Origin of the sequence: Bradyrhizobium sp. UFLA03-84 (genome assembly GCF_002289535.1) — a bacterium.
GTDB classification, from domain to species: domain Bacteria; phylum Pseudomonadota; class Alphaproteobacteria; order Rhizobiales; family Xanthobacteraceae; genus Bradyrhizobium; species Bradyrhizobium viridifuturi.
The window spans coordinates 362678-378054 of record NZ_NSJY01000013.1 but is presented as its reverse complement, the minus strand read 5'-3'; the positions used below and the strand labels follow the sequence as shown (position 1 = coordinate 378054).

Genomic DNA, 15377 nt, shown 5'->3' with positions numbered 1-15377 from the left:
AGCCCCCTCACCCGGACTTCAAGTGGAGCCTGTCATCGGGCAGCGCTTCACGTCGACCCGTTGGCTTGAATTCCGGCCTCTCCCCGCACACGGGGCGAGGTGAGGCCCGGCTTTCGGCGGAAAACGAAATCAATCGTGCTCAAGGTACAAGCGTAAGTCAGATGATCCGTTCATGAGTCAATATATCCTGCGCCGTCTGATGATCGCGATCCCGAGCCTGCTCGGGATTTCGGTTGTCCTGTTCGTCGTGCTGGCGCTCGCGCCGGGCGATCCGTTCAGCGAGCTCGCGACCAATCCGAACGTGCCGCCCGAGGTGCAGGCTGCACTGCGCGCCAAGTTCGGCCTCGATGACCCGATCTATCTGCGTTATCTGCACTGGATCACGGCGATGGCCCACGGCGATTGGGGCTTCTCGTTCGTCAGCAGGGTCGATGTCGACACGCTGATCCTGCAGCGGCTGCCGACCACGCTTTACGTAGTCGGCTCGTCGCAGCTGCTGGCGCTCCTGATCGCGATCCCGGTCGGCGTCTATGCCGCCACCCGGCCCTATTCGCTGTTCGACCAGCTCGCCAACACCTTCGCCTTCATCGGCTTCTCGCTGCCGACCTTCTTCACCGGCATCCTGTTCATCCTGGTATTCTCGGTGAAGCTGGACTGGCTGCCCTTCGTCTACACCAGCGTGCCGGGAAGCGGCATCCCCTGGCTGCTGGAGATGATCCGGCAGGCCATCATGCCGGTGATGGTGCTCGGCCTGTTCCAGGCGGCCTCGATGACTCGCTTCGTGCGCTCGGCAATGCTCGACGTGATCCGGCTCGACTATGTCACCACCGCGCGCGCCAAGGGCCTCGGGCAGGCCAAGGTGATCGTCAAGCATGTGATGCGCAACGCCATGATCCCGGTGGTCACGCTGATCGCACTGCAGATGCCCGCCGTGTTCGGCGGCGCCATCGTCACCGAGCAGATATTCCGGATTCCCGGCATCGGCTCGCTGCTGATTTCCTCCATCCTCGCCAACGATACGCCGGTCGTGATGGCCGTGACCTTCGTCTTCGCGTGTCTCGTGGTGCTGTTCAACCTGATCGCAGATGTCCTCTATGGCTGGCTTGACCCTCGCATCTCCTTCCGCTGAACGGCGCGATTATTCGCCCTGGCGCGAAACCTGGCGGCGCTACCGCCGGCACAGGCCGGCGGTCATCAGCGCCGTGCTGCTGCTGCTGCTGATCGCGGCCGTCGTGATCGGCCCGTTCATCTGGCGCGTCTCGATCAGCGACATCGACGTGGTGGCGGGTCTGCAAGGCCCCTCGCTGGCGCATCCGTTCGGCACCGACGATCTCGGCCAGGACCTGCTCGCCCGCATGATCTATGGCGGCCGCATCTCGCTCGCGGTCGGCCTCGCCGCGATGCTGGTCTCGGTATTCGTCGGCACGCTGATCGGCGCGCTCGCCGGCATGTCGCGCGGCGCGCTCGGCTATGCGCTGATGTGGCTGACCGACCTGTTCCTGTCGCTGCCGCAACTGCCGCTGCTGCTGATGCTGATCTACCTGTTCCGCGACGGGCTGAAGGCGATGTTCGGCCCCGAGGGCGGCATCTTCATCCTGATCGTGCTCGTTATCGGCGGCTTGCGCTGGATGCCGGTGGCGCGGCTGGTGCGCGCCCAGTTCCTCTCGCTCCGCGAGAAGGAATTCGTCGAGGCCGCGCGCGCGCTCGGCGCGAGCCCGGTGCGCCAGGTGGTGCGCCACATCCTGCCCAATGCGCTGGGACCCGTGATCATCGCCGGCACGATCGACGTCGCCGCGGCGATCATCGCCGAATCGACGCTGTCGTTCCTGGGCCTCGGCTTTCCACCTGACACCCCCACCTGGGGCCGCATCCTGTATGACGCCAAGGACTTTCTCGACATCGGTCCGCATTGGGCGCTGTTTCCCGGCGGCGCGATCTTCATCGCGGTGGTCGCCATCAACTTCATCGGCGACGGGCTGCGCGACGCGCTCGACGCCCGCAAGGTGATCTGATGGCGCTGCTCGACATCAAGGGCCTGAAGACCCATTTCAGCACCGACGCCGGCGTGTTGCAGGCAGTCGATGGCGTCGATATCTCGATCAACCGGGGCGAGACGCTGTGCGTGGTCGGCGAATCCGGTTGCGGCAAGACCGTTACCGCGATGTCGATCCTCAAGCTGATCGCGATGCCGCCGGGCAAGATCGTCGAAGGCGAGATCATGTTCGAGGGCCGCGACCTGGTGCCGCTGTCGAGCCGCGAGCTCGACGATATCAGGGCCAAGGAGATCGGCTTCATCTTCCAGGAGCCGATGACCTCGCTCAATCCGGTGCTGACGATCGGCGAGCAGATCGCCGAGAGCCTGCGCCGCCACGAGGCGGTGACCAAGAAGCAGGCGCTCGAGCGCACCATCGAGATGCTGAAGCTGGTGCAGATCCCCAACGCCGCGGGCCGCGTGCATCACTATCCGCACCAGTTCTCCGGCGGCATGCGCCAGCGCGTAATGATCGCGATGGCGCTGGCCTGCCGGCCCAAGCTCGTGATCGCGGACGAGCCGACCACCGCGCTCGACGTCACCATCCAGGCGCAGATCCTCGACCTGCTTCAGGACATGAAGGAACGCTTCGGCATGGCGGTGATGCTGATCACGCACGCGATGGGCGTGGTCGCGGAGACTGCGCAGCGCGTCGTCGTGATGTATGCCGGCAAGGTGGTTGAGGAAGCGCCGGTCGACGAGTTGTTCGGCAATCCGCGCCATCCCTATACCCAGGGCCTGATCCGCTCGATCCCGCGCATCGATCTCGACGCCGAGCACAAGACGCGGCTGGAGGCGATCGGCGGCTCGGTGCCGATCCTGATCAACCCGCCGCCGGGCTGCCGGTTTGCGCCCCGCTGCAAGCACGCCATGAGCATCTGCACCGAACAGGAGCCGCGCCTGCGCGAGATCGCACCCGGCCATCGCATGGCCTGCCACCTCGGAGACGCGTCATGAGCGAGCCGCTGCTGCGCGTCAGCAATTTGAAAAAGCACTTTCCGGTGCTCGGCGGCCTGCTGTCGCGCGAGGTCGGTCAGGTCTATGCGGTCGACGGCGTGTCGTTTGCGGTCAACCGCGGCGAGACGCTGGGACTGGTCGGCGAATCCGGCTGCGGCAAGTCGACCACCGGCCGCTGCGTGCTGCGGCTGATCGAGCCGACCTCGGGCGAGATCGTGTTCGACGGCCAGAGCGTGACGGGCCTCGGCGGCGGCGATCTGCGCGCCATGCGTCGCAACATGCAGCTGGTGTTCCAGGATCCGTTCGCCTCGCTCAACCCGCGCATGACGGTCGGCGCGATCCTCGCCGAGCCCTTCATCATCCATAACCTCGTGGCCTCGGCCAGCGAGCGCGAGGACCGCGTCGCGAGCCTCCTGGTCAAGGTCGGGCTGAAGGCCGAGCACATGCGCCGCTATCCGCATGAATTCTCCGGTGGCCAGCGGCAGCGCATCGCGATCGCCCGCGCGCTTACCTTGGAGCCGAAGCTGATCGTGTGTGACGAGCCGGTCTCGGCGCTCGACGTCTCGATCCAGGCCCAGGTCATCAACCTGCTCGAGGACCTGCAGGCCGAGCTGAACCTGACCTATCTGTTCGTGGCCCACGATCTCTCCGTGGTCGAGCACATCTCGGACCGCGTCGCGGTGATGTATCTCGGCCGCATCGTCGAGCTCGCCAAGGCGAGCGACCTCTACCGCAACCCGCAGCATCCCTACACCAAGGCGCTGCTCTCGGCGGTGCCGGTGGCCGATCCCAAGGCGAAGCGCGACCGCATCCGCCTGAAGGGCGACGTGCCGAGCCCGATGAATCCGCCGAAGGGCTGCCACTTCCACACCCGCTGCCCGATTGCCGAAGAGCGCTGCCGCCAGGCCGCGCCGGAATTGCGCGAAGGCAGCAACGGTCACTTTGTGGCGTGCCATCTGGCATAAGCGCACCTACTCCCCCACCGTCACCCTGAGGTGGCCGCTTCTTCAGCGGCCCTCGAAGGGTCGACGGCCCCGCTGGTGGCCGTGCATCCTTCGAGGCTCGCCAAGCGGCGCAAGTGCGCCGCAGGGCTCGCACCTCCAGCGACAAAGGCGAAGCCTTTGCGCGGGGATGACGGGACCAAAATATCGAAAACAACCCCATGCAAAGGCGCCCGGCGTCCGACCGCGGGCGGCTTGACACGTCGGGCAAATCAGGGATAGATTTCTAATATTCCGAAAACGTCAGCATCGCTCGCCGGGCTTGCGCCACATCCGCTAGCGATGGCGCTTCTTCGATGCGGACTTTACCGGCTTGCGCTTGGCCTTCGCCCTTGGCCGCGGAGCCGATGCGCCGTTCTCGCTCTCATTCACTTCCGCGCGCAGCGTGTCGAGCAGCCAGTCGCGGAAGGCGCGCATGCCGGGCGTCACCTCGCGCGACTTCAGCCAGGTCAGCCAATACGACCCCGCCGGCACCTCGGCCGCGAACGGCCGCTTGAGCCGGCCTGAGGCCAGCTCGTTTTCAAACATCGCGATCGGCACCAGCCCGACGCCGACGCCGCGCGCAGCGGCCTCGGCCATGCCAACCGAACTGTCGAAGATCGGCCCCTGGATTTTCGGACACGGCGCGCCGGCCACCGCAAACCACAGCGGCCATTCCTCGGCGCGGTAGGAGCGCAGCAAGAATTCCTGCGCGAGATCGGACGGCTTGCGCAGCCGGCTCGCCGCGCCGGGACAGCACACCGGCGACAGCGGCGCCGACAACAGGTGGATCGCCTCGGTGCCGTGCCACGAGCCGTCGCCGAAGCGCAGCGCGAGATCGAGCCCGTCGCCCGCGATGTCGACGCGGTTGTTGTTGGTGAGCAGGCGCAGGTCGATATAGGGATGCGCGCGCTTGAAGCGGTCGATCCGTTGCAGCAGCCATCCGGTCGCGAACGTCGTCACGCAGCCGACAGTGACGACCTCGCGCGTGCCCTTGGCCTCGATGCGGTCGATCGCAGCGCCGATCCGGTCGAACGTGTCCGACAGCACCGGCAACAGCGCCAACCCCTCGTCGGTGAGCACCAGCCCGCGCGGCAAGCGGCGGAACAGGCTCGCACCCAAGAGATCCTCGAGCTGCTTGACCTGATGGCTGATCGCGGTCTGCGTCACGCGCAGCTCCATCCCCGCGCGGGTGAAGCTCAAGAGCCGCGCCGAGGCCTCGAAGGCGCGCAGCGCATTCAGCGGGAGGTGCCGGCGCATAGCGTCATGACCAAGTTTTTCTCATGCCTCGTTGTATAAATGATCGTTTGTGCGCCGTCACGCCGTTCGGCAGGTTCGCGCCGCCAACGGAGACGGGACATGCTGACGAGACGGACATTGGGATTGCGCGCACTGGGCCTTGCGGCCTCCTGGACCCTGTTGCGGCAAAGTGCAGCGGCGGCACCGGGCCAGCCGGCGCAACGGCTGCAGGAGGAATTTGCACGCATCGAGCTGGCGACCAGCGGCCGGCTCGGCGTCGCCGCGCTCGACATGGAGACGGGATTGCGCGCGAGCCGGCGCGGTGACGAGCGGTTCCCGATGTGCAGCACCTTCAAGGCGATGCTATCAGCCGCCGTGCTGCACCGGGTCGATCACGGCGAATCCAGCCTTGATCAACGGATGCAGGTCGAGGCCAAGGATATCTTGGCCTACGCGCCCGTCGCCAAGCAACACGTCGGGTCGGGCATGACACTGGCCGAACTCTGCGAGGCCGCGGTCACGCTCAGCGACAATACCGCGGCCAACCTGCTGCTGCGTGAGATCGGCGGGCCTGCCGGCTTGACCAGCTTCTTCCGCACCATTGGCGACAATGTCAGCCGGCTCGACCGCTGGGAGGTGGAGCTGAACGAGGCCGTGCCCGGCGATCCGCGCGACACCACGAGCCCGGTGACGATGCTGAAGAACCTGCAGCGCGTGATGCTCGGCGATGCTCTGCAGGCCGCCTCGCGCCAGAAGCTGGTGGACTGGATGGTCGCCAACAAGACCGGCGACGCGAGGTTGCGCGCCGGCGTGCCGCGGGACTGGCGGGTCGGCGACAAGACCGGCACCGGCGAGCGTGGCACCTATAACGATATCGGGGTGTTCTGGCCGCCCGGCCGCAAGCCGATCGTGGTGACGGTCTACCTGACCGGGGCAAGCGCGCCGATGGAGAAGTGCAACGAGGTGATCGCCAATGTCGCGCGCGCCGTTGCGAATGCAAGCGCCGGGCAGAGCGGTTAGCGCGGCAGAGCAACGCCGCGCGGCACAACATCGCTGCGCGGCTTGGCGTCGCTGCGCGGCTTGGCAGCAACCAAGGATCATGCGACGCTCGCTCCGGATGGCAATGCGCTCCGCAGGCCATCCGGAGGACACGCCTTGTATCGCCGCATCGCCCTTGCCGCACTGTTTCTCGCCGGCCACGTCCATGCCGGCTTTGGTGCGGCCGACCCGGCCCGGTGCCGCGAGCAGACCCGCAAATACGAGACCGACAAGGCGCAGCTCAGCGCGGTTGAGATCTCGCTGGCGCTGTTCGCCGCCGCCGATGCCGATTGCATCAACCTTGCCACCGCGCTGCTCGACGGCGGCGCCTCGGTGGACGCGCGCGACCGGCTTGGCGCACGGCCGCTGAGCCACGCCGCCCGCTCCGGCCATCTCGACATGGTCGACCTGCTGCTGGCGCGCGGCGCGCCGGTCGACGCGCGCAACCTCGCGGGATCGACCGCGCTCTACTTCGCCGCCGAGCGCGGCCATGCCGCGATCGTGCAGCGGCTGATCGATCGCGGCGCCGACGTCAATCTCACCGGGCGCAGCGGCGCCTCGCCGGTCGCGGCCGCGGCCTATGCCGGCCGGGACATGGTGGTGCGCATGCTGCTGGCGCACGGCGCCGACGGCGGCAAGGCCGACGACACCGGCAAGCCGCCGGTCGTGTATGCGGCGGCCGGCGGCCAGCTCGGCATCGTCAAGCAGCTGCTCGCGCGCAATATCGACGTCAATGCGCGCTACGCCAACGACCTCACGCTCCTAATGTGGGCCGCCGGACCGGACGAGACCGTGCCGGAAGCGCAGGCGCTCGAGGTCGTCTCGTATCTCCTGGACGCCGGCGCCAGGGTCGACGAGCGCGATGCGCGCGGACGCACGGCGCTGATGATCGCCGCCGAAGGCAACCATCCTGCAATTGCGAAAGCGCTGCTCGCGCACGGCGCCGACGCCGCGCTGGCCGACAAGGCGGGCAAGCACGCAGCCGATCTCACTATCCTGTCGGCGCTACGCGATGAGCTGACGCCGCGCTGAAGCATGAGGCGATGGACTCGTTGGTTGCGGAAGGTCCGCAGGTCGGCTAGATTCCCCTTTGCGAAGAGTCTCTGTGCTCATTCGTCCTATCGCGCGACTGGCGAGCTAACGTGGAATCGACCACGGGGAAGCGCGAAGGGTTCCGACGCCGATCGCCTGGGCAACCAATCTGCTGGCAAAACAGCGTGTTGAGGAGCCCGATCATGCCTTCGTTTCGCAACGAACTGTCGATCAACGATCAAGAGATCGCCGCTGCCCTTGTGGGGGAAGAGCGCCGTCAACAGGACGGCGTTGAACTGATTCCGTCCGAGAATTACACCTACCCGGAGGTGCTTGAGCTGCTCGGATCGGTCTTCACCAATAAATACTCCGAGGGATATCCTGGACGCAGATATTACGGCGGCCAGCAGTATACGGACGATGTCGAGAACCTCGCACGCCAGCGGGCCTGCTCGCTTTTTCGTGCCGAGCACGCCAACGTTCAGCCGCTTTCCGGATCACCGATGAATCAGGCCGTCTATCTCGGCCTATTGCAGCCCGGCGACACCATTCTCGCCATGGACCTGTCCCACGGCGGTCATCTCACCCACGGCGCGCCGGTGTCCCACATGGGGCGTTTGTTCAACTTCATTCGCTACAAGACGGCACCGTCAAACGGCGCGATAGATTTCGACGAATTGCGCGCGATCGCGCGGGAAGCACGTCCGAAGATGGTGTTGTGCGGCTACAGCTCCTATCCGCGCGACCTGGATTATGCGGCGTTCAAGAATATCGCCGACGAAGTTGGCGCGATCACGATGGCTGACGTGAGCCACTATGGCGGATTGATTGCCGCGAATGTCATGCGCAATCCGCTTGATGCCGGCTTCGACGTCATGACGACGACATCCCACAAGACACTGCGCGGCCCCCGCGGCGGGATCATCCTGTGCCGGAAGGAAAATGCCGGTCGGATCGATGCTTCCGTTTTCCCCGGGTTGCAGGGCGGACCTCACATGAACGTCGTGGCCGGGACTGCCGTGACGCTCAAGAAGGCGGCGACCTCGGATTTCAGGGTTTACGCGCTGCAGGTTCTGCGCAACGCGAAGGTTCTTGCCGGCGCGCTGATGGACCGCGGGATGAAGCTGGTCACGGACGGGACGGACAATCACATGATGGTCGTCGACACGGTAGCATCCGTCGGACTGGACGGGCGAGCAGCCGAGGACGTGCTCGATGCCATCGCCATCACCACAAACAAGCAAATTATTCCAGACGATCCGCGTCCGCCGCTCAGGCCAAGCGGTATCCGCCTTGGGACACCGGCAGCGACCACGCGTGGCATGGGAGATTCCGAAATGCGCCGTATCGGCGAGTTCATTGCGGGGGCTCTGCAGGCGAACGGAGACGACGCGGTCCTCGCGCATCTCAGATCGGAGTGCATCGAGATGTGCCGAGCCTTTCCTGTTCCAGGCGTGGTGTGCAGGTCTCGACCGAACTGATCGGCTCTACGCCGGCAACCGCAACTTCGGCGCGCGGACGTACGTAACGAGGTCGAGCGCTGGCGCCCGACCTCGGCCGCCAAGAGCGGGTATGCGACAGCGCTGCGCTCGCTTGAGGCCAACCTGCCCGCCGCTATAGCCCCGCCAGATAGTCCACCAGCGCGGCGAGGTCGTCGGGCGACGTCGCCAGCATCAGGTCGGACATGCCGGGATTGTTGCCGCGCGCGCGGCTGCGGAAATCGGCGATGGTTTTCGCGAGGTAGTCGCGTCCCATCCCGGCGAGCCGCGGCACCGTGCCGTCGCCCTGGAAGCGATCGAGATGGCAGGCCGGGCAGCCGACCGATGCGCTGGCTGCGACCGCCTTCGCCGCGACATCCTTGGGCGCGCGCGGCTGGCCGAGATCGGGCCATGGCTTCTGCGAGAAATATTCCGCGATCGCCAGCATGTCGTCGCGCTCGAACTGGGTCGCGATCGGCTGCATGATCTCGCTCTTGCGATCGCCGCGCTTGAAGTCGCGAAGCTGGATGTAGAGATAGCCGGCCTGCTGGCCCCATATCGTCGGAATGGTCTTGTCGACCGGCTTGCCGTCGGCGCCGTGGCAACCGGCACAGACCGCGACCTTGTCCTCGATCGTCTCCGCGCTGGCCTGGGCTGCCATCAGCAACAGCGCGGTTGCGCCAATCATCAGTTTACCGAACATGAGTTGATTCCGAACCGTCATGTCTTCCGTCATTGCGAGGAGCTCGCGACAAAATTGCAGAGCAATTTTGCGCTGAAGCGACGAAGCAATCCATGGCTCCGCTTACGCGGCACGATGGATTGCTTCGCTTCGCTCGCAATGACGCCGTTGGGTTTTCATCCGAAGAAACAGAAGCGGGACCGAACAGGTCCCGCTTCCCCACCATTGTTTGCCGCTCGCTCAGTCGAGCGTGAACGCGATGATGTTGTTGCCGCGCTTGTAGTCGAGCTGGGTGTTGCCACCGGCGCCGACCACGACATACTGCTTGCCGCCGACCATGTAGCTCGACGGCGGCGCGTTGACGCCGGCGCCGGCGCGGAAGCTCCACAGCTCCTTGCCGCTCGACGAATTGTAGGCCGCGAACTTGCCGTTGCCTTCGCCGGTGAACACCAGGCCGCCGGCCGTGGCGAGAATGCCGCCGATCATCGGCTCGGGCGTCTTGACCTGCCACTTGATCTTGCCGGTGTTGTAGTTCACCGCCGTGATGTTGCCCGACTGCTTCTCGCCCGGGATCACCTTGAAGGCGCCGCCCAGCCACAGCTTGCCGTTCGGATAGGCCGAGCTCTCGACGTGGTAGGTCATCGGCTGGTGCAGGTTGATGGCGTAGGCCAGCTCCTGTCCCGGGTCGGTCGCGATCGGCGACCATTCGACGCCGCCATTGGCGCCGGGCAGCATGCGCGCGCCTTCCTTGGTCGGCAGCACCCACATGTTCTCCTGCGGCACCATCGCCTCGGAGAAGCGGATCAGGCTGCAGTCCTTGCGATCGTGCACATAGATGTGCCCGGTCTTGCCGGCGTGGATGACGCCGGGAATTGTCTTGCCGTCCTTGTCCTTGACGTTGACCAGCACGGTCGGGCTGACCGCGTCGAGGTCCCACACGTCATGGGCGATGTACTGGAAGTGGCAGACATACTTGCCGGTGTCGAGATCGAGCGAGACCAGCGAGTTGGTGTAGAGGTTGTCGCCGGGCCGGTTGGAGCCGTCGAGGTCGGGCGACGGGTTGCCGACCACGAAATAGATCCGGTTGGTCGCGAGATCGACCGAGGGGTTCTGCCACACGCCGCCGCCGAGCTTGGCATAGGGATCGCCGATCTTGGCGAGCATGTCCTTCTCGGCCTGGATGTTGCGATGCATGTCGCGGCCGGTAGCGTCCTTGGTCGCCCAGACGCCGACCGAGCTGTCCGGGATGGTGTTGAAATTCCAGAGCTGCTTGCCGGTCTTGGCGTCATAGGCGCGCACGAAGCCGCGGATGCCGTATTCGCCGCCATTGGTGCCGATCAGCACCTTGTCCTTGACCACGGTCGGCGCCATCGTCTCGCTGTAACCGAGCTCGGGATCGGCGATGTTGGTGGTCCACACCACCTCGCCGGTCTTGGCGTTGAGCGCCATCAGCTTGGAGTCCAGCGTCGCCAGGTAGACCCGGTCGCCGAGCACCTGGACGCCGCGATTGTTGGGACCGCAGCAATAGACCGTGATCGGGCCCATCTTGTGGGCGTAGTGCCAGAGCTGCTGGCCGGTCTTGGCGTCGAGCGCATAGACATGGCTGAACGACGTCGTGACATACATCACGCCGTCGACGACGATCGGCGATGTCTCGAGCGACTCCTTGACGTCGGTCTGGAAGATCCAGGCGACGTGCAGGTTCTTCACATTGTCGCGGCTGATCTGCTTGCCCGGATAAAACCGGGTCTGGGCGTAATTGCCGTTGGTGAGCAGGAAGTCCTTGGCGTTCTTGTCGGCGGCGTTGAGCTGCTCCTGGGTCACCGGCGGAACATTGGCGTTGCCGAGAGCCGACTGCTTCTCCTGCTTGACTTCCTGCGCGGTGGCGGCGCCGGACAACAGGCCAACGCCGACCGCTGCGGCGAATGCCGCAAGCCCTTTCACATGCATGATTTCCCCCGTTATTTCTTGGTTGGAATATTAGGGATGGTGGTTGCTACTTCGCCTTCGAGGCCCGGCCGCCATGGCGAGCGCACTCGTTACGAGATCCGGTTGCGCTGCAATAGATAATCAGGAAAACAACGACTGGTATCGATGGACGGGTTCCATGTTAGCGCTGTCCTTCACAAAGACAATCGATGCGCTCAATGCGAAGCCGGAACAGCATGCGTTCGCGGGGACGAAACGCTCGATGTCGGGCAAGCACCAACTCAAGCGATATCGGTCACTTGCGGTGCATGGGCGCTTGGCCCGGGGCATTCGCCTTCGCAAGCGCAGCACGCAAAATGAGACTGCGCGTCAAGCGGGGGCATCGGGCGAGGACGCGCCGGCTGAGCCCATCGCTCTCGCCGGCGCGATTGCCTACTCCCAGGACCAGGCCGAGAAATCGTTCTCGAACTGCGGGACTTCCTTCCACACGCCCTTCAGCTTCTTGCTGGCGATCGTGATCCATTGCGGCTGAAACAGGAAGCCGGCCACCGCATCGGTCGCCAGCATCCGCTGCGCATCGCCGAGCAGTTTGGCGCGGCCGGCCGAGTCCGGCGTCGCCATGATCTGCTGATAGAGCGCGTTGAACGCCTCGGACTTGTAGCCGAGATAGTAATCCGGCTCGGTCAGCTTCACGAGATCGAACGGCTCGACATGCGAGACGATGGTGAGGTCGTAATTGTGCGGGCCGGTGAAGACCTGCGACAGCCACTGCGCCCATTCCACGTTCTCGATCTTGGCAATGATGCCGACCTTGGCAAGTTGCGCTGCAAGGATCTCGCCGCCCTGCCGCGCATAGGCGGGCGGCGGCAGCCTGAGGCTAAGCTCGAGCGGCGTCTTGACGCCGGCTTCCGCCAGCAGCTTCTTGGCGAGTTCCGGATCGTAGGGATTGATGCCGGTGGTATCGACATAGCCGAGCGAGCCCGGGGTGTAGAAGCTGCCGATCGGCGTGCCGAAGCCGTCGACCGCACCGTCGATCATCGCCTTGCGGTCGATCGCGGCCAGGACGGCGCGGCGCACCCGGACATCGTCGAGCGGCTTCTTGCGCTCGTTGATGCCGACGATGGTCTTGGCCTTGGAGCCGCCGATCAGGACGCTGAAGCGCGGATCGGCCTTGAACTGCGCGAGGCTGCGCGCCGCACCGACCCGCGGAAAGGCATCGACGTCACCCGACAGCAGCGCCGCGACCTGCGCCGCGGGATCGCCGATGAAGCGGATCGTCACCTTGGCGAGCTTGATCGCGGCGGCGTTGCGATAGTCAGGCCATTTCACCAGCGTGATCGACGAACCCTTGGCCCAGCTGCCGAGCGTGTAGGGACCGGTGCCGACCGGCTGCGTCGCATCGGTCGGCGCGCTCTTCGGCTCGACGATCGAGCCCGACGCCTGGCCGAGCAGGAACGGCAGGTTCGGCTCGGAATATTTCAACGCGACGACGACGGTCTCCGGGTCGGGCGCCGTCACCGATGCGAAAGCCTGGTACAGGCTCTTGTCCTTGTTGGTCGAGGTCGGCGCCGCGGCGCGGTCGAACGAGAACTTCACCGCGGCGGAATCGAACGGCTCGCCATTGTGGAATTTGACGCCCTTGCGGAGCTTGAACGTATAGGTCTTGAGATCCGCTGTCGCCTGCCAGCTCTCGGCCAGCAACGGCGACACCGAGCCGTCCTCGTTGATCTTGGTCAGCGTCTCGTACACGTTATAGAGCGTGACTTCGGCGATCGCCGCCGCTGCCGCGTTGGTCGGATCGAGCCCCGGCGGCTCCAGCGTCATGCCCATCACGACGCTGTCCTTCTTGCCCTGCGCGAGGCTCGGCAGCGGCGCTGCCACGAGTGCGGCAGCCGCCGCGATGACGCACAATTTCCTCAACATTGGTCTGCTCCCCGGACGTGCTCTTTGATCAGCCTAGGTCAACCTCACCCAAAAGACTAACCGGCTTCGGCGACCACCGGCGGCAGCGCCATCACGGCATCAGTGTGATGGCAGGCCGCCAGATGGGCGTCTCCGACATTGCGTAGCGCAGGCGCCGTCTCGCGACAATGCTGGTCGGCCAGCGGACAGCGCGGCGCGTAAGGGCATCCGGCCGCGGCCGACGCCTGCGAGCCGATCGGCTGCGCGCCGCGGCGCCGCCGGACGCCCCCGGCCCGCGCCCGTGGAACCGCATCGAGCAGTGCGCGCGTATAGGGATGGGCAGAGTGCGCGAACAGATCGGCGGGCCGGCCCTGCTCGACGATCCGCCCGAGATACATCACCGCGATCTCGTCGCAGAGCAGATCGACCACCGCGAGGTCATGGCTGATCAGGATGTAGCTCAAGCCGAACTCGTCCTGCAGGTCCTGCATCAAATTGAGCACCTGCGCCTGCACCGAGACGTCGAGCGCCGAGACCGGCTCGTCGGCGACGATCAGCTTCGGCTGGGTGATCAGCGCGCGCGCGATCGCGATGCGTTGGCGCTGGCCGCCGGAGAATTCGTGCGGAAACTTGTCCATGTCGGCATCGCGCAAGCCCACCTGGCGCAGCACGATGGCGACGCGTTCGCGCAAGGTTGCGCGATCGATGCGGCCGAGCGCGGTCAGCGGCTCGGCGACGATGCGCGCGATGGTCTGCCGCGGATCGAGCGAGCCATAGGGATCCTGGAACACCATCTGGAAATCGCGGCGGGCGCGGCGCAATTCATCCGGCGGCATCCGGTTGAGGTCGCGGCCGAGCAGCGATACCTGTCCTGCCGACGGCCGCTCCAGCGCCATCACCAGCCGCGCAAAGGTCGATTTGCCGGAACCGGATTCGCCGACGACGCCGAGGCTCCTGCCCGGCATCACCTGCGCCGTGACGCCGTTGAGCGCGTGCACCTGCGCCGCCGGCCTGAACAGGCTCTCGCGCGGCAGCGTGTAGCGTTGCGCGAGGTCCGTGACCTCAAGCAGCGGCGTTGCGGGTGAAGGCTGGTCCGGCATCGTCATGCGCCGACGCCCCCGGCGGCCATCGAGACGTCAGTCCTGATGCAGCGCACGCCATGCGCGGCGCCGACATCGACCACGGCCGGCAGCGCCGCGCGGCAACGCGCCTCGGCGATCGCGCAGCGGTCGGCAAAGGTGCAGCCCGCGGGCAGGTCGGCCAGCTCCGGCACGGTGCCGGCGATGGTCTTGAGCCGTGTGCCCTTGCGCGCGCCGAGCCGCGGGCGGGCGCGGAACAGGCCCTGCGTGTACGGATGGCCCATCCGCGTGAACACGGCATTGGTCTCGCCGCTTTCGACGACGGTGCCGCCATACATCACCATCATGCGCTCGACATTCTCGGCGATCACGCCGAGATCGTGCGAGATCAGGATCATTGACATGCCCCGCTCCGCGACGAGATCGGCGATCAGATCGAGGATCTGGCCCTGGATCGTGACGTCGAGGGCGGTGGTCGGTTCGTCGGCAATCAGCACATCGGGCTGGCAGGCCAGTGCCATCGCGATCGTGATGCGCTGGCGCTGGCCGCCGGAGAATTGGTGCGGATAGGCATCGACGCGCTTCGACGCATCAGGCAGGCCGACGCGATCGAGCAAGGCGATCGCTTCCTGCCGCGCCTGCGCCGCCGAAACGCCGGTATGGCGCAGCAAGGGCTCGGCGACCTGGTGCCCGATCGTGTGCATCGGATTGAGCGCGGTCATCGGCTCCTGGAAGATCATGCTGATGCGGTTGCCGCGCAGCTTGCAATAGGCCGCGTCCGGCAGCCCGACCAGCTCTGCGCCGTCGAGCCGGATGCTGCCGCTGATCACGGCGCTGTCCGGCAACAGCCCCATCAGGGCCAGCGCCGTGACCGACTTGCCGCAACCGGATTCGCCGACCAGCCCGAGCGTCTCGCCGCGGTGAAGCGCGAAGCTGACGCCGCGCACCGCCTGCGCCGGGCCGCGGCTGGTGTTGAGCGTAACACCCAGGTTTTTCACTTCGATCAGCGGCGCGTCTCCGTCGGCCATG

Annotated in this window: 13 protein-coding genes and 1 riboswitch; of the genes, 7 read left to right on the top strand and 6 right to left on the bottom strand. The window is 65.9% G+C overall.

Annotation, left to right across the window (positions count from 1 at the left end):
• Positions 1-172: 172 nt before the first annotated feature.
• The 4 genes from CK489_RS15890 to CK489_RS15875 are packed head-to-tail and all read left to right on the top strand — an operon-like array spanning position 173 to position 3954.
• Positions 173-1129 carry an ABC transporter permease gene (locus CK489_RS15890; protein WP_050628144.1) on the top strand — a complete coding sequence of 319 codons (957 nt, stop codon included), beginning with the start codon at positions 173-175 and terminating at the stop codon, positions 1127-1129.
• Positions 1095-2012, top strand: a complete 918-nt coding sequence (locus tag CK489_RS15885; RefSeq protein WP_050628143.1) for an ABC transporter permease — start codon at positions 1095-1097, stop codon at positions 2010-2012. The genes CK489_RS15890 and CK489_RS15885 overlap by 35 nt, the downstream gene beginning before the upstream one ends.
• Entirely contained in the window at positions 2009-2989 is a 981-nt protein-coding gene (locus CK489_RS15880) for an ABC transporter ATP-binding protein (RefSeq protein ID WP_094193926.1), read from the top strand. Before CK489_RS15885 ends, CK489_RS15880 begins: the two co-directional genes overlap by 4 nt.
• On the top strand, positions 2986-3954 hold the full coding sequence (locus CK489_RS15875; RefSeq protein WP_050628141.1) for an ABC transporter ATP-binding protein: 969 nt from the start codon (positions 2986-2988) through the stop codon (positions 3952-3954). Before CK489_RS15880 ends, CK489_RS15875 begins: the two co-directional genes overlap by 4 nt.
• Before the next feature lie 312 nt (positions 3955-4266).
• Here CK489_RS15875 and CK489_RS15870 read toward each other — a convergent pair whose 3' ends face one another.
• Positions 4267-5229, bottom strand: coding sequence for a LysR family transcriptional regulator (locus CK489_RS15870; protein WP_095732917.1), 963 nt, complete (start codon positions 5227-5229; stop codon positions 4267-4269).
• Between the two features lie 99 nt (positions 5230-5328).
• On the opposite strand from CK489_RS15870, the gene bla reads away from it, so the two are divergent.
• The 3 genes from bla (at position 5329) to glyA (ending at position 8759) form a co-directional block, all read left to right on the top strand.
• On the top strand, positions 5329-6228 hold the full coding sequence (bla, locus tag CK489_RS15865) for a class A beta-lactamase (RefSeq protein ID WP_095732916.1): 900 nt from the start codon (positions 5329-5331) through the stop codon (positions 6226-6228).
• A gap of 135 nt (positions 6229-6363) precedes the next feature.
• Positions 6364-7278, top strand: a complete 915-nt coding sequence (locus CK489_RS15860; protein ID WP_158226451.1) for an ankyrin repeat domain-containing protein — start codon at positions 6364-6366, stop codon at positions 7276-7278.
• 83 nt (positions 7279-7361) lie between these two features.
• A riboswitch (ZMP/ZTP riboswitch) is annotated at positions 7362-7447 on the top strand.
• 34 nt (positions 7448-7481) lie between these two features.
• Positions 7482-8759, top strand: coding sequence for a serine hydroxymethyltransferase (gene glyA / locus CK489_RS15855; RefSeq protein ID WP_198960935.1), 1278 nt, complete (start codon positions 7482-7484; stop codon positions 8757-8759).
• 133 nt (positions 8760-8892) lie between these two features.
• Here the strand turns inward: glyA and CK489_RS15850 are convergent, their stop codons facing one another.
• From CK489_RS15850 to CK489_RS15830, 5 genes are all read right to left on the bottom strand, one after another.
• Entirely contained in the window at positions 8893-9459 is a 567-nt protein-coding gene (locus CK489_RS15850; protein WP_245350387.1) for a c-type cytochrome, read from the bottom strand.
• A 219-nt stretch (positions 9460-9678) separates the two neighbouring features.
• The gene (locus tag CK489_RS15845) at positions 9679-11388 is read right to left on the bottom strand and encodes a pyrroloquinoline quinone-dependent dehydrogenase (protein WP_095732913.1); all 1710 of its coding nucleotides are present in this window, start codon (positions 11386-11388) and stop codon (positions 9679-9681) included.
• 411 nt (positions 11389-11799) lie between these two features.
• The gene (locus CK489_RS15840) at positions 11800-13290 is read right to left on the bottom strand and encodes an ABC transporter substrate-binding protein (RefSeq protein WP_095732912.1); all 1491 of its coding nucleotides are present in this window, start codon (positions 13288-13290) and stop codon (positions 11800-11802) included.
• A gap of 56 nt (positions 13291-13346) precedes the next feature.
• Positions 13347-14375, bottom strand: coding sequence for an ABC transporter ATP-binding protein (locus CK489_RS15835; protein WP_095732911.1), 1029 nt, complete (start codon positions 14373-14375; stop codon positions 13347-13349).
• A complete protein-coding gene (locus CK489_RS15830) occupies positions 14372-15376 on the bottom strand; it encodes an ABC transporter ATP-binding protein (RefSeq protein ID WP_095732910.1) in 1005 nt (334 codons plus the stop codon). Before CK489_RS15830 ends, CK489_RS15835 begins: the two co-directional genes overlap by 4 nt.
• Position 15377 lies beyond the last annotated feature (1 nt).

What these genes read in the sequence shown, in the direction of transcription:
- CK489_RS15845 (WP_095732913.1), bottom strand. Translation starts at nt 11,388, where the DNA reads ATGCATGTGAAAGGGCTTGCGGCATTCGCCGCAGCGGTCGGCGTTGGC.
- CK489_RS15885 (WP_050628143.1), top strand. Translation starts at nt 1,095, where the DNA reads ATGGCTGGCTTGACCCTCGCATCTCCTTCCGCTGAACGGCGCGATTAT.
- CK489_RS15870 (WP_095732917.1), bottom strand. Translation starts at nt 5,229, where the DNA reads ATGCGCCGGCACCTCCCGCTGAATGCGCTGCGCGCCTTCGAGGCCTCG.
- CK489_RS15875 (WP_050628141.1), top strand. Translation starts at nt 2,986, where the DNA reads ATGAGCGAGCCGCTGCTGCGCGTCAGCAATTTGAAAAAGCACTTTCCG.
- glyA (WP_198960935.1), top strand. Translation starts at nt 7,482, where the DNA reads ATGCCTTCGTTTCGCAACGAACTGTCGATCAACGATCAAGAGATCGCC.
- CK489_RS15890 (WP_050628144.1), top strand. Translation starts at nt 173, where the DNA reads ATGAGTCAATATATCCTGCGCCGTCTGATGATCGCGATCCCGAGCCTG.
- CK489_RS15835 (WP_095732911.1), bottom strand. Translation starts at nt 14,375, where the DNA reads ATGACGATGCCGGACCAGCCTTCACCCGCAACGCCGCTGCTTGAGGTC.
- CK489_RS15840 (WP_095732912.1), bottom strand. Translation starts at nt 13,290, where the DNA reads ATGTTGAGGAAATTGTGCGTCATCGCGGCGGCTGCCGCACTCGTGGCA.
- CK489_RS15830 (WP_095732910.1), bottom strand. Translation starts at nt 15,376, where the DNA reads ATGGCCGACGGAGACGCGCCGCTGATCGAAGTGAAAAACCTGGGTGTT.
- CK489_RS15850 (WP_245350387.1), bottom strand. Translation starts at nt 9,459, where the DNA reads ATGTTCGGTAAACTGATGATTGGCGCAACCGCGCTGTTGCTGATGGCA.
- bla (WP_095732916.1), top strand. Translation starts at nt 5,329, where the DNA reads ATGCTGACGAGACGGACATTGGGATTGCGCGCACTGGGCCTTGCGGCC.